Source organism: Streptomyces sp. NPDC059852 (genome assembly GCF_042731455.1).
GTDB lineage: Bacteria > Actinomycetota > Actinomycetes > Streptomycetales > Streptomycetaceae > Streptomyces.
Genome location: NZ_JBHWJK010000018.1, coordinates 19,548 through 36,500, shown reverse-complemented (window position 1 = coordinate 36,500; position 16,953 = coordinate 19,548). Strand labels below are relative to the sequence as shown.

Genomic DNA, 16,953 nt, shown 5'->3' with positions numbered 1-16,953 from the left:
GTGAGCGAAAGCGCCCGTGGGGGCCGGTCCGGCTCTCAGGTGAGGTAGGCCGGTGCCGCCACGGGCAACGTAAATCGGAACCGGGCGCCGCCCCCGGGGGCGCGCCCGACCGTGATGGTGCCGCCGTGGGCTTCGACGATGCCCTTGACGATGTAGAGCCCGAGGCCGGTGCCGCCGCGCTTGCTGCCCCGCCAGAAGCGGGTGAAGACGCGGTTCATGGACTCCTCCGGGATGCCGGGGCCTTCGTCGCTCACGGTGACCGACGTGCCGGTGTCCTCTCCCTCGCGGGGGGACGGCGAGGCCGTGATGTCGATGGTGACCGTTCCGTCGCCGTGGCGCACGGCATTTTCGATGAGGTTGCTGAGCACCTGGTCGATCTTGTCGGGGTCGGCCCACAGGGCGGGCAGCGGCTGCTCGACGCGGAGCAGGAACCGGTCGGCGGGCTGCCCGGCGGCGACGTACGCCTGGATGTGCCGTCCGACGGCCGCGCCGATGTCGACGGGCTGGCGGCGCACCTCGAGGCGGCCGCTGTCGATCCGGGAGATGTCGAGCAGTTCGGCGATGAGCCGGGTGACCCGGTCGGCGTCGGCGTCGACGGTCTCCAGCATGAGCCGCTTCTGGTCGTCGGTGAAGCGTTCCCACTTGGCGAGCAGGGTCGCGGTGAAGCCCTTGACGGAGGTCAGCGGCGAGCGCAGCTCGTGCGCGACGGTGGCGATCAGCTCGGCGTGGCTGCGCTCGGTGCGGCGGCGGGCCTCGGTGTCGCGCAGCGAGACGACGACGCGGCGGACGGGGCCGGCCGGCTCGGCGCGGACGTAGCGGACGGCGACCAGCACCTCGCGGCCGCCGGGGAGCAGCAGATTGCGCTCGGGCTGCCTGCGGCGGATGGCGAGGCCGCCGTAGGGGTCGGTCAGCTGCCACCAGCGCCGGCCCTCCAGGTCCTCCAGCGGCAGCGCCGTCTCCAGGCGCTGCCCGAGCGCGGTGGCGGCCGGGACGGCGGTGATGCGTTCGGCGGCGGCGTTGAAGCAGATCACCTGCCCGTGCTCGTCGGCGACGACGAGGCCGTCGGGCAGGTCGTCGGGGTCGATGCCGAGCCCCGCGGTGTCCTCGGCAGGCGGCCGCACCTGTTGTGCCCCCGGTGCGCTGCTCGTGCCGACACTCATCCCCGTACCCCACCTCTCACGACGGCTGAGGGGCCCCCGAGCTGGTCACCCTACTAGCTCTCGGTGACGGAGCGGCACCCTCCGGAGGCGCGCTGTGCACGGGCCGACGCGTAGAGACATACGGCCGCGGCGGTGGCGAGGTTCAGGCTCTCGGCCTTTCCGTGGATGGGGACGCGCACGACGGCGTCCGCCAGCGCGCGGGTCTCCTCAGGGAGCCCCCATGCCTCGTTGCCGAACACCCAGGCGGTGGGCCCGCCCATGGTGTCCTCGTCCAGCTCGGCGTCGAGGTCGCGGTCGCCCGCGCCGTCGGCGGCGAGGACCCGCACCCCGGCGTCCTTGAGCCCGGCCACGGCCCGCTCCACCGGCACGCCGACGGCGACCGGCAGATGGAACAGGGAGCCGACGGAGGCCCGTACGGCCTTGGGGTTGTAGAGGTCGACGGAGGCGTCGGTGAGGACGACGGCCTCGGCGCCCGCGGCGTCGGCGCAGCGCAGCACGGTCCCGGCGTTCCCGGGGTCGCGGACGTGCGCGAGGACGGCGACCAGCTTGGGCCGGGCGGCGAGGATGTCCTCGAAGGGGGTGTCGACGAACCGGCAGACGCCGACGAGCCCCTGGGGCGTCACCGTGGTGGAGATGTCGGCGATGACCTGCTCGTCGGCCAGGTGCACCCGGGCGCCGGCGGTCCGTGCCTCGCCGATGATGTCGGCGTACCGCTCGGCCGCCTCGACGGTGGCGAACAGCTCGACGAGCGTGTCGCCGTACGCGGCGGCCTCCCGCACGGCCTGCGGCCCCTCGGCCAGGAACAGCCGCTCCTTGCCCCGGAAGTTCCGCTTCGCCAGGCGCCGTGCGGCGAGCACGCGCTGCGAACGGGGGGAGATCGGCTCGGGGGCGGGGGGCGCCATGGGTTCCATCACCTTCTGCGGGGTCTCGACGCGGGTTGCGACGGGATCGCGAACAAACCGGGCGGGCAATCGAAGGACCCGCAGGCTCGCAGCCTGCGGGTCCTTCGGCGTCAGCTCAGAGCCGGCGCGGCGTCACGCCGCCTTGGGGGCGTTGACGTCGCTCGGGAGCGCCTTCTGGGCGACCTCGACGAGCGCGGCGAACGCGTTGGCGTCGTTGACGGCCAGCTCGGCCAGGATCTTGCGGTCGACCTCGACGTTCGCGGCCTTCAGACCCTGGATGAAGCGGTTGTACGTGATGCCGTTCGCGCGGGCAGCGGCGTTGATGCGCTGGATCCACAGCTGGCGGAAGTCACCCTTGCGCTTCTTGCGGTCGTTGTAGTTGTAGACCAGCGAGTGGGTGACCTGCTCCTTGGCCTTGCGGTACAGGCGCGAACGCTGACCGCGGTAGCCGGAGGCCTGCTCGAGGATCGCCCGGCGCTTCTTGTGGGCGTTGACTGCCCGCTTGACGCGTGCCACTTGTTTAACTCCTTGTAGCGGGGCCGCGGTTGGACTCACACGGCCCGGAATCGATGGGGTCCCGGTCCAGACGTACGGCGCTCAGGCGGAGCGCCGCGTACGTCACTTGCCGAGAAGCTTCTTGATCTTCGCGGCGTCGCCCGGGGCCATCTCGGCGTTGCCGGTGAGGCGACGCGTCACACGGGACGACTTGTGCTCGAGCAGGTGGCGCTTGCCGGCGCGCTCACGGAGCACCTTGCCGGAGCCGGTGACCTTGAAGCGCTTGCTGGCACCGCTGTGCGACTTGTTCTTCGGCATAGCGCCGTTCTCTCCTCGTGGGTGGCGCTCCGGTGCCCGGTCATGAAACCGGGCACGGTGGAGCGTCGCTCGTTTGTCGGTTATGTCCTGGGGACGGTGTCCCCCGGGATCACGCCTCGGCGGAGGCCTCGGCAGGAGCCTCGGACTCCACGGCGTTCTCGGTGTCCGCGGCGTTCTGCGACTTGCCGGGGTTGGCCTTCGCGTCCGCCTTGCGGGCTTCCTGCGCCTGGCGGGCCTCGGCCATCGCCTCGGTCTTCTTCTTGTGCGGACCGAGAACCATGATCATGTTGCGGCCGTCCTGCTTCGGGTTCGACTCGACGAAACCGAGGTCCTGGACGTCCTCCGCGAGACGCTGCAGCAGTCGGTAGCCCAGCTCGGGCCGGGACTGCTCGCGACCACGGAACATGATCGTGATCTTGACCTTGTCGCCCTGCTTGAGGAACCGGACGACGTGACCCTTCTTGGTGTCATAGTCGTGCGGGTCGATCTTCGGCCGGAGCTTCATCTCCTTGATGACCGTGTGCGCCTGGTTCTTGCGCGCCTCACGGGCCTTCATGGCCGACTCGTACTTGAACTTCCCGTAGTCCATGAGCTTGCACACGGGCGGACGGGCGTTCGCCGCGACCTCGACCAGGTCCAGGTCGTACTCCTGCGCAAGCTCCAGTGCCTTGGCCAGCGGGACGATGCCCACCTGCTCGCCACTGGGACCGACAAGTCGCACCTCGGGAACGCGAATCCGGTCGTTGATGCGGGGCTCGGCGCTGATGGATCCTCCTCGGTTAGCACCACACGGCGGTCTGGCGGACCGTCGCGTATGTCTCTGTTAGACAGACCTAACCGCGCCGAAGCACAAAAAATGCCCCGGACGATCACAGGCGGGGCTCCAAACACTTCCGGAGCACCGCCGCGATGCCGCAGGGCGCGATTCGGGCGGCTCCATCGTCCGTACGGAACGATGGTGGCCGCCTGACCGGGGTGACCCGCCGTCCCGGGGGACGGTCAGGTGGGAGATCGGAGCCTCCACTTGTGGGCTGGTGACATGAGTCTCCAGCCGGTCGTTACACAAGGTTAGCAGCAACCCGGGGGCGGCGCGAACCGGCCCGCACCGGGGCCTATCGTGTGAGGCATGAGTGACACCTCCCCCTCGGACAGCCCCGAGACCTCCGGCTCCACCGACTTCGACGCCATGACCCGCGACATCGCCGAGGTGCCGGCGGTCGAGGTGATCGTGACGGTCGCGGTCAACCTGATGAGCGCGGCCGCCGTGAAGCTCGGTCTGACCGAGGAGGGCGACAAGTACAAGGACCTCGACGAGGCCCGCAAGCTGATCCACGCCCTCGCCGGCCTGCTGGACGCGAGCACGACCGAGATCAGCTCCTTCCACGCCGCCCCGCTGCGCGACGGCCTGAAGTCGCTGCAGCTCGCCTTCCGCGAGGCGTCCGTCGTCCCCGACGAGCCGGGCCAGGGCCCGGGCGAGAAGTACACCGGCGCCGTCTACGGCTGAGCCGTTCCGTCCTCAGCTCATCCGCGTACGTACAGGGGCTCGCCCGGAGGCGTGGTCCCGGCCGGCAGCAGTGCCAGGTCGAGGCCGCGCACCAGGCGGGCCCTCAGTGTCTCGTCGGCGGCCAGCCGCGCGGCGACCGACCGCGCCGCCTCCGCCGGCTCGGCCGCGTCGACGACGAGGGCCAGGGTGCCGTCGGCCCGGCCCGGACCGAGGTGGGCGCGCAGGACGCCGGGCTCGGCGGCCACGACGGCCCGGACGGCGTCCCGCACGGCCGGGTCGGCCAGCGGGTCCGTGCTCGTCCGCCCCTCGGCCAGCGCCAGCAGGGAGCGCCCGGTCAGCTCGTAGGGCACCGGACCGGCCAGGTCCACGACGATCGTGTCCGCCTTCTCGTGCGCGGCGGCCTCCAGGGCCGAGCGCAGCGGCACCGCGACCGGGCGGGCGGCCGGGTCCCAGCGGGCGAGGGACTCGGTGGAGGTGAACGCGGGCAGCGCGGTGCGGTTCCCGGCCTTCAGGGTGGGGACGGCCATGTCGCTGGTCTTCTCGCGGCGCAGCCCGTTCTCGTCCTCCTCCACCTCGCCGAGCACGGCCACGACCGGGACGAGCAGCCGGGCCTCCCTGAGCGCCGCCAGGACCGGGCCCTCGGCGGAGCGGTCCTCGGCCCAGACGGCGAGCGCGGCGCTCAGCGCGGGGTCGGCGGAGCCGTCGTCGTCGGGGAAGGGGGAGTCGGGAATGTTCTTGTTCGCCACGGTCACCGACCCTATCGGGGGGATCCTGCTGCGCTTGTGCGGGCCCGGAAACCCTCGTGTGACGCACGGGCCGGCGGTGCCCGCTTTTCTTACACGGCTCTGACCTCCGGCTAACGGCCCGCTCAGGTGGGACACCCACGATCGCGGCCATGGACTCCTCCCCGCCCCGCCGTTCCCGCCCGCTGCTGTGCGGGGCCCTCGCCGCCGTCGTCGTCCTCGGCGGCACGGTCTACGGGACGTCCCGGACGCACCGGGCGGCCGGGACCGTATCGTCGTCGTCCGCGCCGGTGTCCGGGTCCGCCTCGCCGCCGGCGGGTGAGGAGGCTGCGGTGGAGCGGGTGGCACGGCCGACGGTGGACCGCGACGCGGTGCTGGCGCGTGCCCTGCGGGCGGTCGACGTCCCGGACGGGGCCCGGCTGTCGGTCGGGGTGCTGGACCTGGCGTCCGGGGAGAGCGCCACGTACGGAAAGGGCGCCTTCGACACGGCGAGCGTCGTCAAGGTCGACATCCTGTGCGCGCTGCTGCTGCGCGCCCAGGACGCGGGGCGGGGGCTGACGGCCGCGGAACGGGCGGACGCGGCCGCGATGATCGAGCACAGCGACAACGCCTCCGCGTCCCGGCTGTGGCGGGCGATCGGCGGGGCCGCGGGGCTCGACGCCGCGAACCGGCGGTTCGGCCTGACGGGGACCGAGGGCGGCGACGGCATGCTGTGGGGGCTGACCCGCACCACGGCCGCCGACCAGCTGCGGCTGCTGCGGCAGGTGTTCGGGGAGGACTCGGAGCTGGGCGCGGGATCGCGGGCGTATGTGCGGGCGCTGATGGGCCGGATCGCGGAAGGGCAGCGCTGGGGTGTGTCGGCGGCGGCCGACGGCTCCGGGTGGGCGCTGAAGAACGGCTGGCTGCCGCGGACGGCCACCGGGCTGTGGGACGTCAACAGCGTCGGGCGGGTGACGGCCGGGGGCCGTGAGCTGCTGGTGGCCGTGCTGTCGGACCGCCATACGACGCAGGCGCGCGGGATCTCCGTGGTGGAGGCGGCGGCGGTGGCCGCGGTGTCGGTGTTCTCCGGGAGCGGCGGTTCCGCGTGAGCGCTACGCCCGGAGGCCGAACCGGCCGCGCCGTCCGCGCCAGATCGCGACGGCCGCGCCGAGGAGGACGACTCCGGTGCCGCCCGCGAGCCAGGCCGTCCAGCCGGCCGGGCCGTCGTCGGAGGTGGCCGCGTCGGGGCCCGCGCCGAAGTACTCCTCGCTGTGCGCGACCGGCTTCAGCTGCTGCGGCTTCATCCGGGCCGCCTTCGCGAGGGCCGCGGCCGGGTCGACGAAGCCGTAGCCCCGGGAGTCGTCGCGGCCCGAGGCGGGGGCGTTGCGGGCCGTGTCCTCCAGGAGCCTCTTGACCTGGGCCGGGGTGAGGGACGGGTGGGCGGCCTTGATCAGGGCGACCGCACCGGAGACGAAGGCGGCCGCCGCGCTCGTGCCCCAGCCCTCGTAGTACTTGCGGTCGGGGTCGGCGATGACGACCTTGTCGCCGGGCGCGCTGACGGTGGCGTACCAGCGGCGGGTGGAGAAGGAGGCGCGGGTGCCGTAGCGGTCGACGGCGGTCGCGGCGATGACGCCCGGGTAGGCGGCCGGGTAGGAGATGTGGTCGCCCTTCTCACCGCCGTTGCCCGCCGAGGCGACGACGACGGCGCCCTTGCGCAGCGCGTACTGGACGGCCTCGTCCTCGCCAGCCTCGGGGTGGGCGGACTTGGAGTCGTCGCCGAGCGAGAGGTTGATGACGTCGGCGCCGTGGTCGGCGGCCCAGCGGATGCCCTCGGCGAGGGCGTTGCCACGGGTGTTGCGGGCCTTGGCGCGGGCCGGGTCGCCGTCCTCGAGGATGACCCGCACCGGGAGGATCTTGGCTTCCGGGGCGATGCCCAGGACGCCGTCGCCGTTGCCCTCGCCGTGTCCGTGACCGGCGATGATGCCGGCCATCGCGGTGCCGTGCCGGGCCCAGGCGCGGTCGCCGCGCTCGGCGCCGAAGCCGACCATGTCCTTGCCGGTGAGGACGTTGCCCTTGAGGTCGGGGTGGTCGTTCTCGACGCCGGTGTCGAGGACGGCGACGGTGACGCCCGCGCCCTTGGTGGTGCGCCAGGCCTCCTGGGTGTGCATGGCCTCCAGGGCCCACTGCTGGGCCCGTATGGAATCGGCGTGCGCGGGGGTGGCGGGCAGGACGGCCAGGCAGGCGCCGAGCAGTGCCGCGAGGGGGGCGGTGCGGCGGGTCGGGCGCCGGGTCGGGAAGGTCTTCACGGTTCTGGTCACGGCGGTGGGCGCCGGTTCGTTCACGGGGGCGGTCATGACGACGGCTCCGCGGACGGGCCGACGTTTCTGCGCAGGGTGCGCTCGACGCGGTCGGCGAGGCCGCGCGCCTCGTGGCCGAGTCCGGCCTGCGCCACGGCGGAGGTGGCGCCGGAGCCCATGGCCTGCTCGGCGGGCTCGGGCCGGGCGACCACGCGGTCGTCGGCCCAGCCGGAGACGGCGTAGACGACGACGGGCGCGTCGGTGAGCACGGAGACGGTCCAGGCGGCCCGCTGCGCGTCGCCGAAGCCGGCGGCCAGGGTGCCCTTGGGGGCGTAGGGGCGCGGGACCAGGTCGGCGCGGCGGTCGAGGCCGTCCCGGGTGAAGCGGGCGTCGAGCGCGCGCATGGTCGCCGGGTCGGCCTTGGTGAACAGCAGGCCGACGGTGGTGACATGGCTCTGGGTGGCGTCGATGTAGGTGGCGCGCAGCAGGCGGCGGCAGCCGGCCGGGGCGAGGGCCTTGCGCAGCAGCGGGTCGAAGGCGTTCGCGCAGCCGGTGTCGGGGGCCACGGCGATCCGCGTCCAGGTCCGGTCCGCGCCGCCGGGACCGGCGCCCTTGCCCTCGACGGTGGGCGGGAACAACTGGTCGACGGGGATGCTGTGCCACAGGGTCCCGGCCGCGGCGAAGGTGCCCTGGGCTCCGTCGTCACCGGGCTCACCGACCAGCCAGCTCCCGGTCAGGGCGCCGCCGATGAGACCGAGGCCGAGGACGACGCAGGCGGCGGCCAGGGCGATCCGGGGCCGGATCCGCAGCCCGAGGGGGCGGGGCCGGACGCGCTCGTCGTACCCCTCGGGCTCCCCGAACGACACGACGGGCCGGCCCGGGGGCGGCGGCGTCGGCGCGTTCCAGGAGAGCGAGGGGTCGGGCGCGAACGCCCCGGTCGAGGCCGAGGGGGTGCGCGGCGGCGGGGGGACGGGGCGGGTGCCTCCGGCGGCCGGCTCGGCGGGCACGGGCCGGAGCCGGAAGGTGGTCTCGGCGGACGTCTCGGCGGGTGCGCGACGAGGCCGGACGGCCGACTCGGGCTGCCGGGGCGCCGGGGGGCGGGGGGCGTCACCGGGGGCGGGGGGTGGCGTGGTGGGAGGGGCGGGCACGGACGGAGCGTCCGGTCGGGCGGGCGCGCTCCGATAGCCGCCGGCCGGCGAGGCGTCCCGGCGGACGGGCCCGGCAGGCGTCGTATCGGCGCCACGGCGGGGGGTGCCGGGCGGGGTCTGCGCGGGCGCGCTTCGGTATCCGGCGGTCGGGGAAGCGTCCCTGCGGGCTGCCGGGCCCCGGTAGCCGCTCGCCGCACTGCCGCCCCGGCGGTCGGTCTCGGCGGGCGAGGGGATGTGGGCCCCGGGTCCCGCGGGCTGCGCGGGCGCGCCGGCGGTCGACGCGTCCCGGCCCGTGGCCTCGGCGGGCAACGGAACACCGTCACTACGGCGGGACGCACCGGACGGGCCCTGCGCAGGCGCGCCCCGGTACCCGGCGGTCCGCGAGGCCTCCCGGCGGGCGGCCGTGCTCGGGTAGGCGGTCGCCCCACTGCCGTCCCGGCGCTCCGAAACGGCAGGCGACGGCGTGCCGGAAGCGGACGGAGACTGCGCGGGCGCACTCGGGTAGCCACTGGCCGACGAAGCATCCCGGCGGGCGGCCGTGCTCGGGTAGGCGGTCGCCCCACTGCCGTCCCGGCGCTCCGAACCGGCAGGCGACGGCGTACCGGTGCCGGAGGCGGACGGAGACTGCGCGGGCGCACTCGGGTAGCCGGCGGTCGGTGTCGCGTCCCGGCGCTCGGGGCCGGCGGGCGACGGCGTGCCCGTCGTCGTCGAGGGCTGCTGGAGCGCGCTCCGAGGGGGCGGTGGAGGGGTGTCCGGGAAGCGGGCCGAGGCCGGGGGCGGGGGTGGGGTGCTGTCGGCGGGCGGCGAGGTGTCGTCCGACGGGGCCGGGGGCTCCGTGGGCCGGGGCGGGGTCGCCGGGGGTGGCGGGGTGGTGGGGCGTGGTGGGATGGGGGCGCGGCGCGCTTCCGTGCTCATGCACCCCCCGTTTCCTCGTGTCCGGGCCCGTCCTCGTCCACGGGCCGTCCCCGGTGCCGGTCCGCCCGGTGGACCGTCCCGACCAGGCACGCATACCCGCACCCGGGGAGCGTCATCCCGGCGCGGTGCGCTACCGGTGGCGTTCCCCTTGCGTGCGCGTCACTCTACGGGTTGATGCCGGGCGAGAGGGAACCAGTCCACGACCCCGTGTGCATCTGCCCGGAACGTCCCCCTACCCTGCGGTAATCCGGTCTGGCAGGCTTCGTTCATGACTGCGCGCGCCGCCGACCGGGCCCGTTACGACCGGGCCACCGCCCATCTCGACGCCCCTCTCGCGATCGTGGATCTGGACGCCTTCGACGCCAACGCGGACGACATGCTCCGCCGGGCCGGCGGCAAGCCGATCCGGGTCGCGAGCAAGTCCGTGCGCTGCCGGGCGCTGCTCGAACGCGTCCTCGCGAGGGACGGCTTCGCGGGGATCATGTCGTTCACCCTCGCCGAGTCCCTGTGGCTGGCTCGGTCCGGTTTCGACGACGTCCTGCTGGCCTATCCGTCCGCCGACCGGGCCCGCTTCGCCGAGCTGACCAGTGATCCCAAGCTCGCGGCGGCGGTCACCGTGATGATCGACGACCCGGCGCAGCTGCGGCTGATCGACGAGTCCCGCTCGGGCGGCCGTGAAGTGGTGCGGGTGTGCCTGGAGTTGGACACCTCGCTGCGGCTGTTCGGCGGCCGGGTGCGGGTCGGTGCCCGCAGGTCGCCGCTGCACTCCCCCGCCCAGGTCGCCGACATGGCCCGCGCGGTGGCCCGCCGGCCGGGCTTCGAGGTGGTCGGGATCATGGCGTACGAGGGGCATGTCGCCGGGGTCGGGGACTCCGTGCCGGGGCGTCCGCTGCGCTCGCGTGCCGTGCGGCTGATGCAGGCCACGGCCCGCCGTGAGCTGGCGGAGCGGCGGGCCGCGGTGGTGCGGGCCGTCCGGGCCGTGGTGCCGGAGCTGCGGTTCGTCAACGGCGGCGGGACGGGCAGCGTGCAGTACACCGCCGCCGAGGAGTGCGTCACCGAGATCGGCGCCGGGTCCGGGCTGTACGTGCCGCGGCTGTTCGACAACTACACGTCCTTCAGCGGGCGTCCGGCCGCGCTGTTCGCGCAGCCGGTGGTGCGCCGGCCCGGCGTCGGCGTGGTGACCGTGCTGGGCGGCGGCTACCCCGCGTCCGGCGTCGCGGGCCCGGACCGGCTGCCGGTGCCGTATCTGCCCGAGGGCCTGCGCTACGACCCGCAGGAGGGTCCCGGCGAGGTGCAGACCCCGCTGCTCGGCTCCCCGGCCGACGACCTGCTGATCGGCGACAAGGTGTGGTTCCGGCACGCCAAGGCCGGGGAGCTGTGCGAGCGGTTCGACGCGCTGCACCTCGTCCAGGGCGACACGGTGACGGAGACCGTGCCGACGTACCGGGGCGAGGGCCACACGTTCCTGTGACCGGGTGGGGCGCGCGGCTACAGCGGGGTGACGTACGCCCCGGAGATCCCGCCGTCGACCAGGAAGTCGGTGGCGTTCACGAAGGACGAGTCGTCGCTGGCCAGGAACGCGACGGCGGCGGCGATCTCCTCGGCCTCGGCGAACCGGCCGACCGGGATGTGGACGAGGCGCCGGGCGGCCCGCTCGGGGTCCTTGGCGAACAGCTTCTGCAGCAGCGGGGTGTTGACCGGCCCGGGGCACAGGGCGTTGACCCGGATGCCTTCTCGCGCGAACTGCACACCCAGCTCCCGGGACATGGCGAGGACACCGCCCTTGGAAGCCGTGTAGGAGATCTGGGAGGTGGCGGCGCCCATGCGGGCCACGAAGGACGCCGTGTTGATGATGGAGCCCCTGCCCTGCCGCCGCATGTAGGGGATGGCGGCCTTGCAGCACAGGTAGACGGAGGTGAGGTTGACCTCCTGGACCCGCTTCCACGCCTCCAGGCCGGTCTCCAGGATGGAGTCGTCGTCGGGCGGTGAGATACCGGCGTTGTTGAAGGCGATGTCGACGCTGCCGTAGGTGTCGTACGCGGCCTTGAACAGCGCCTCGACCTGCTCGGCGTCGGTGACGTCGACCTTCACGAACGTCCCGCCGACCTCCTCGGCGGCGGCCTTGCCGCGCTGCTCGTCGACGTCGCCGCAGACGACGCGCGCCCCTTCGGAGGCGAGCCGGCGGGCGGTGGCGAGGCCGATGCCGCTGCCGGCTCCGGTGATGACGGCCGTCCGGCCGACGAGGCGACGGCACACGATTGCTTCGGTCACTGTGCGGGGCCCTCCGTGCTGATGAAGACGTTCTTGGTCTCGGTGAAGGCGGTCAGGGCGTCCGGTCCGAGTTCACGGCCGACGCCGGACTGCTTGAACCCGCCGAACGGGGTCCAGTAGCGGACGCTGGAGTGGGAGTTGACGGACAGGTTGCCGGCGCGGACGGCCTGCGCGACGCGCAGGGCGCGGCCGAGGTCCCGGGTCCAGATGGAGCCGGAGAGGCCGTAGGGGGTGCCGTTGGCGAGGCGGATCGCGTCCTGCTCGTCCGTGAAGGGCAGCAGGACGGCGACGGGGCCGAAGATCTCCTCGCAGGCGGCGGCCGAGTCGGGGCTCTCCCCGGTGAGGACCGTGGGCGGGAACCAGAAGCCCGGGCCCTCGGGCGCGCTGCCGCGCAGGGCCGGGGCGTCGTCCGGCACGAAGCCGCGCACGCGGTCGAGGTGCTGCCGGGAGATCAGCGGCCCCATCCGGGTCTTCTCGTCGGCCGGGTCACCCACCACCACGGCGGCCAGCGCCTCGGCGAGATGCTCGCGGACCTCGTCGTAGACGGACTCCTGGACCAGGACGCGGGTTCGGGCGCAGCAGTCCTGGCCGGCGTTGTCCAGGAAGGAGAAGGGGTCGACGGCCGTCTCCAGGTCGGCGTCGGCGAAGACGATGTTGGGGCTCTTGCCGCCGAGTTCGAGGGTGACGGGCTTGACCTGCTCGGCGCCGAGGGCCGCGACGCGCGTCCCGGTCCGGGTGGAGCCGGTGAAGACGATCTTGGCGACTCCGGGGTGCCGGACCAGGGCGTCTCCCGTGATGTCGCCGCGGCCGGGCAGGACCTGGAAGAGGTGCTCGGGGAGCCCGGCCCCCAGGGCGAGTTCGGCGAGGCGCAGCGCGGTGAGCGGGGTGGTCTCGGCGGGCTTGAGGAGGACGGCGTTGCCGGCCGCGAGGGCCGGTGCGGTGCCCCAGGCGGCGATCGGCATGGGGAAGTTCCAGGGCGCGATCACGCCGACGACGCCGAGCGGTTCGAGGATCGTGACGTTCAGGCCACCGGGTACCGGGATCTGCCGGCCGGTGAGCCGCTCCACTCCCCCGGCCGCGTAGTCGAGCAGGTCACGGACGTTGCCGGCCTCCCAGCGGGCGTTGCCGACGAGGTGGCCGGCCTCGCGGACCTCCAGGCGGGCGAGTTCTTCCAGGTGCTCGTCGACGGCGACCGCGAAGCGGCGCAGCAGCCGGGCGCGGTCCGCGGGGGGCAGGGCGGCCCAGATCCGCTGTGCCCCGGCGGCGCGGGTCACGGCCGCGTCGACGTCGGCGGGGCTCGCCCCGGGGACGGCGGCGACGACCTCCTCGGTCGCGGGGTTCAGTACTTCCAGAAGGTGCTCGGACGACAAGAAGGGCCTCACATGCGTTCGAAGGAGCGGCGCAGCTCCCAGTCGGTCACCGCGGCGTCGAAGGCGTCGAGTTCGACGCGCGCCATGTTGCGGTAGTGGGCGACGACCTCGTCGCCGAAGGCGGCCTTGGCGATGGGGCTGTTCTCCCAGAGTTCGGCGGCCTCGCGCAGCGTGGTGGGGACGTGCTCGTAGTCGGCGGTGTAGGCGTTGCCGGGGCAGGGCTCGGGCAGTTCCAGCTTCTGCTCGATGCCGTACAGGCCGGCGGCGACGAGTCCGGCGACGGCGAGGTGCGGGTTGACGTCGCCGCCGGGGAGCCGGTTCTCGAAGCGCAGCGAGCGGCCGTGGCCGACGACGCGCAGGGCGCAGGTGCGGTTGTCGCGGCCCCAGGCGACGGCGGTCGGCGCGAACGAGCCCGCGGCGAACCGCTTGTAGGAGTTGATGTTGGGTGCGTACAGCAGGGAGAAGTCGCGCAGGGCGGCGAGCTGGCCGGCCAGGAAATAACGCATGACCTCGGACATGCCGTCGGGCCCGGCCATGACGCTCTCGCCGTCGGTGTCGGCGAGCGAGAGGTGGATGTGGCAGGAGTTGCCCTCGCGCTCGTTGTACTTGGCCATGAAGGTGATCGAGACGCCCTCCTGGGCGGCGATCTCCTTGGCGCCGGTCTTGTAGACGGCGTGCTGGTCGCAGGTGACCAGGGCCTCGTCGTACCGGAAGACGATCTCGTGCTGGCCGGGGTTGCACTCGCCCTTCGCGGACTCCACGGTGAGTCCGGCGGCGGCCATCTCGTTGCGGATGCGGCGCAGCAGGGGCTCGATACGGCCGGTGCCCAGCACCGAGTAGTCGATGTTGTACTGGTTCGCCGGGGTGAGGCCCCGGTAGCCGGCGTCCCACGCCTGCTCGTAGGTGTCCTTGAAGACGATGAACTCCAGCTCGGTGCCGGCGTTCGCCGTGTAGCCGTGCTCGGCGAGGCGCTCCAGCTGGCGGCGGAGGATCTGGCGGGGCGCGGCGGCGACGGGTGCGCCGTCCTCCCACGCGAGGTCGGCGATGAGCATCGCGGTGCCGGCGTTCCAGGGGACGCGGCGCAGGGTGGTGAGGTCGGGGTGCATGGCGAAGTCGCCGTAGCCGCGGTCCCAGGAGGACATGGCGTAGCCGTCGACGGTGTTCATCTCGGTGTCCACGGCGAGCAGGTAGTTGCAGCCCTCGGTGCCGTGGTGCAGGACCTCGTCGAGGAAGAAGCGGGCGGCGAACCGCTTGCCCTGGAGCCGGCCTTGCATGTCGGGGAAGGCCAGGACGACAGTGTCGATCTCACCGCCGGCGACGAGGGCGCGCAGCTCCTCGACGCTCAGCGGGGGTGTGCGGTCTGCCACGGGAGAGCCTCCATTCGGCTACTTCGGTCAGCCGGGAGCCATAAGGTATTGCGCAGGACCATTGATTGGGAAGGGGGTCCGGTGACATGTCGCGGACGGACACGGGGCACGGGGCGCCCGGGGCCGCCGACCGGCTGACGTCGGTCCTGCGGCCGGTGCGGGCCGGCAACGGCTTCGAGGAGGCCCTGGAGCAGATCCTCCAGGTCGTCCGCCTCGGCCTGGTGCCGGGCGGGGAGCGGCTGCCGGCGGAGCGGGAGCTGGCCGAGCGGCTGGGGATCAGCCGGGTGACGCTGCGCGAGGTGCTGAAGGTCCTCCAGGACCAGGGGCTGGTCGAGTCGCGGCGCGGACGCTACGGCGGCACCTTCGTGCTGCCCCGCACCGAGACGCCCGGCGAGGAGGAGCTGCGGCGCCGGCTGAAGGACGTCGACGTGGAGGACGCGCTGCGCTTCCGTGAGGTCCTGGAGGTGGGCGCGGCCGGGCTGTGCGCCGCGCACGGGCTGGACGGGAAGCAGGCGCAGCGGCTGCGCGAGGCGCTGGCCCGCACGCACGACGCGCCGCTGGGCGAGTACCGGCGGCTGGACACGCTGCTGCATCTGACGCTGGCCGAGCTGTCCGGCTCCCCCACGCTGACCGCGCAGTACGCGGCGGTCCGCGCGAGCGTCAACGAACTGCTGGACTGCATCCCGCTGCTGGTGCGCAACCTGGAGCACTCGCAGCGTCAGCACACCGCGCTGGTGGAGGCCGTGATCGAGGGCGACGCCGAGGAGGCCCGGGAGATCATGCGCGAGCACTGCGCGGGCACGGCGGCGCTGCTGCGCGGCTTCCTCGGCTGAGAGGCGCGGGACGGGGGGGGCCGGGGGTCGGGGCGTGACCCGGGGCGGCCGGGGAAGGTTTTACGGGCGATTAACGCACGGGGCTTGCCTTCCCCGGACGGCGACCGCAAAGGTATGGATCCATTCCATTGCGCCGGAGCCCGGTCGTCGACCCCACCGTGCCCGGAACAGCCCGTGCCCGTCGCCCCGTGGGGAGTCCGCACATGTCCCAGGAATCCACCGACACCCCGTCCGCCGCGGAGGCGGACGACTATCTCAGCCGCAGAGCGCTGCGCCGCGGCAGCGCCGGCTGGGTGCTGCTGACCGGTCTCGGCGTCGCCTACGTCGTCTCCGGTGACTACTCCGGCTGGAACTTCGGCCTGGCGGAGGGCGGCTTCGGCGGCCTGGCGATCGCCATGGTGCTCATGGGCGCCATGTACGCGTGCATGGTGTTCGCGCTCGCCGAGCTGTCCTCGATCCTGCCGACGGCCGGCGGCGGCTACGGCTTCGCCCGGCGGGCGCTCGGCCCGTGGGGCGGCTTCCTCACGGGTACGGCCATCCTCATCGAGTACGTCCTCGCGCCCGCCGCCATCGTCATCTTCATCGGCGACTACGTCGAGTCGCTCGGCCTGTTCGGCCTGGAGTCGGGCTGGCCGCTGTACCTGGTGTGCTTCGCGATCTTCCTCGGCATCCATCTGTGGGGCGTCGGCGAGGCGCTGCGGTTCAGCTTCGTCGTCACCGGCATCGCGGTCGCGGCCCTCATCGTGTTCGCCCTGTCGGCGCTGCCCGACTTCTCCTTCGGCGCGCTGGACGACATCCCGGTGGACACGTCGGCCGCCGGGTCGAGTTCCTGGCTGCCGTTCGGTCTGCTCGGGATCTGGGCGGCGTTCCCGTTCGGCATGTGGTTCTTCCTCGGCGTGGAGGGCGTGCCGCTGGCCGCGGAGGAGACCAGGGAGCCGGCGCGGACGCTGCCGCGCGCGATCCGCTGGTCGATGGGCGTGCTCGTGGTCCTGGCCGTGGTGACCTTCTTTGCGGCGGCCGGGGCGCGCGGCTCGTCCGCGATCCAGGACGCGGGCAACCCGCTCGTCGAGGCCCTCCAGCCGGACGGCGAGGCGACCGTGCTGAGCCGCGTCGTCAACTACGCGGGCCTGGCCGGGCTGGTGGCGTCCTTCTTCTCCCTGATCTACGCGGGCTCCCGGCAGCTGTTCGCGCTGTCCCGCGCCGGCTACCTGCCCCGGTTCCTGTCCCTGACCAGCCGCCGCAAGGCGCCCTACCTGGGCCTGATCGTGCCCGGCGGCATCGGCTTCCTGCTCGCCGCGGCGTCCGGCAACGGCGCCCGGATGCTGAACATCGCCGTCTTCGGCGCGACGATCTCCTACGCGCTGATGTCCCTGTCGCACATCGTGCTGCGCCGCCGCGAGCCGGAGCTGCCGCGGCCGTACCGGACGCCGGGCGGGGTGCTGACTTCGTCCGTCGCGCTGGTCCTGGCGTGCGCGGCGCTGGTGGCGACGTTCCTGGTGGACGTGACGGCCGCGTTCATCGCGCTCGCGGTGTACGCCGTGGCGGTGGCCTACTTCGGGCTGTACAGCCGCAGGCATCTGGTGGCGAAGGCACCGGAGGAGGAGTTCGCGGCGCTGGCGGCGGCCGAGGCAGAGTTGACGCGGGACTGAGC

At 73.6% G+C, this 16,953-nt stretch carries 15 protein-coding genes and 1 pseudogene; 5 read left to right on the top strand and 11 right to left on the bottom strand.

Features of this window, described 5'->3' with window-relative positions; translation table 11 throughout:
• Positions 1-35: 35 nt before the first annotated feature.
• From ACFV46_RS22575 to infC, 5 genes and pseudogenes are all read right to left on the bottom strand, one after another.
• A complete protein-coding gene (locus tag ACFV46_RS22575) occupies positions 36-1,160 on the bottom strand; it encodes an ATP-binding protein (protein WP_376728586.1) in 1,125 nt (374 codons plus the stop codon).
• A 53-nt stretch (positions 1,161-1,213) separates the two neighbouring features.
• Positions 1,214-2,062, bottom strand: coding sequence for an RNA methyltransferase (locus ACFV46_RS22570; RefSeq protein WP_361930709.1), 849 nt, complete (start codon positions 2,060-2,062; stop codon positions 1,214-1,216).
• A gap of 132 nt (positions 2,063-2,194) precedes the next feature.
• Positions 2,195-2,578: a 50S ribosomal protein L20 gene (gene rplT / locus ACFV46_RS22565; RefSeq protein WP_006141703.1), complete on the bottom strand. Its 384-nt coding sequence runs from the start codon at positions 2,576-2,578 to the stop codon at positions 2,195-2,197.
• 102 nt (positions 2,579-2,680) lie between these two features.
• Positions 2,681-2,875 (bottom strand): 50S ribosomal protein L35, encoded by a 195-nt coding sequence (gene rpmI / locus ACFV46_RS22560; protein ID WP_004933563.1) that lies wholly within the window; start codon positions 2,873-2,875, stop codon positions 2,681-2,683.
• Between the two features lie 109 nt (positions 2,876-2,984).
• A pseudogene (infC, locus tag ACFV46_RS22555) lies at positions 2,985-3,666 on the bottom strand (translation initiation factor IF-3).
• A gap of 335 nt (positions 3,667-4,001) precedes the next feature.
• Here infC and ACFV46_RS22550 point away from each other — a divergent pair.
• On the top strand, positions 4,002-4,379 hold the full coding sequence (locus ACFV46_RS22550) for a DUF1844 domain-containing protein (protein ID WP_361930706.1): 378 nt from the start codon (positions 4,002-4,004) through the stop codon (positions 4,377-4,379).
• Positions 4,380-4,396: 17 nt separating this feature from the next.
• On the opposite strand, the gene ACFV46_RS22545 is transcribed toward ACFV46_RS22550, so the two are convergent.
• Positions 4,397-5,125 carry an SseB family protein gene (locus ACFV46_RS22545; protein ID WP_385499415.1) on the bottom strand — a complete coding sequence of 243 codons (729 nt, stop codon included), beginning with the start codon at positions 5,123-5,125 and terminating at the stop codon, positions 4,397-4,399.
• A gap of 149 nt (positions 5,126-5,274) precedes the next feature.
• Between ACFV46_RS22545 and ACFV46_RS22540 the strand changes: the two genes are divergently transcribed.
• Positions 5,275-6,210 carry a serine hydrolase gene (locus ACFV46_RS22540; RefSeq protein ID WP_385499414.1) on the top strand — a complete coding sequence of 312 codons (936 nt, stop codon included), beginning with the start codon at positions 5,275-5,277 and terminating at the stop codon, positions 6,208-6,210.
• 3 nt (positions 6,211-6,213) lie between these two features.
• On the opposite strand, the gene mycP is transcribed toward ACFV46_RS22540, so the two are convergent.
• Positions 6,214-7,455, bottom strand: a complete 1,242-nt coding sequence (gene mycP, locus ACFV46_RS22535; RefSeq protein ID WP_385499413.1) for a type VII secretion-associated serine protease mycosin — start codon at positions 7,453-7,455, stop codon at positions 6,214-6,216.
• Positions 7,452-8,546, bottom strand: coding sequence for a hypothetical protein (locus tag ACFV46_RS22530; RefSeq protein ID WP_385499411.1), 1,095 nt, complete (start codon positions 8,544-8,546; stop codon positions 7,452-7,454). The genes mycP and ACFV46_RS22530 overlap by 4 nt, the downstream gene beginning before the upstream one ends.
• Positions 8,547-9,729: 1,183 nt before the next feature.
• On the opposite strand from ACFV46_RS22530, the gene ACFV46_RS22525 reads away from it, so the two are divergent.
• A complete protein-coding gene (locus tag ACFV46_RS22525; RefSeq protein WP_376728580.1) occupies positions 9,730-10,932 on the top strand; it encodes an amino acid deaminase/aldolase in 1,203 nt (400 codons plus the stop codon).
• 17 nt (positions 10,933-10,949) lie between these two features.
• Here the strand turns inward: ACFV46_RS22525 and ACFV46_RS22520 are convergent, their stop codons facing one another.
• From ACFV46_RS22520 to ACFV46_RS22510, 3 genes are read right to left on the bottom strand one after another with little or no spacing between them, the layout of a single operon-like run.
• The gene (locus ACFV46_RS22520; RefSeq protein WP_385499409.1) at positions 10,950-11,732 is read right to left on the bottom strand and encodes a 3-oxoacyl-ACP reductase; all 783 of its coding nucleotides are present in this window, start codon (positions 11,730-11,732) and stop codon (positions 10,950-10,952) included.
• A complete protein-coding gene (locus tag ACFV46_RS22515; RefSeq protein WP_385499408.1) occupies positions 11,729-13,102 on the bottom strand; it encodes an aldehyde dehydrogenase family protein in 1,374 nt (457 codons plus the stop codon). Before ACFV46_RS22515 ends, ACFV46_RS22520 begins: the two co-directional genes overlap by 4 nt.
• An 8-nt stretch (positions 13,103-13,110) precedes the next feature.
• Positions 13,111-14,469, bottom strand: a complete 1,359-nt coding sequence (locus ACFV46_RS22510; RefSeq protein WP_361930684.1) for a glutamine synthetase family protein — start codon at positions 14,467-14,469, stop codon at positions 13,111-13,113.
• An 86-nt stretch (positions 14,470-14,555) separates the two neighbouring features.
• On the opposite strand from ACFV46_RS22510, the gene ACFV46_RS22505 reads away from it, so the two are divergent.
• Entirely contained in the window at positions 14,556-15,302 is a 747-nt protein-coding gene (locus tag ACFV46_RS22505; RefSeq protein ID WP_376728577.1) for a FadR/GntR family transcriptional regulator, read from the top strand.
• 203 nt (positions 15,303-15,505) lie between these two features.
• A complete protein-coding gene (gene eat, locus ACFV46_RS22500) occupies positions 15,506-16,951 on the top strand; it encodes an ethanolamine permease (RefSeq protein ID WP_376728576.1) in 1,446 nt (481 codons plus the stop codon).
• Positions 16,952-16,953: the final 2 nt, after the last annotated feature.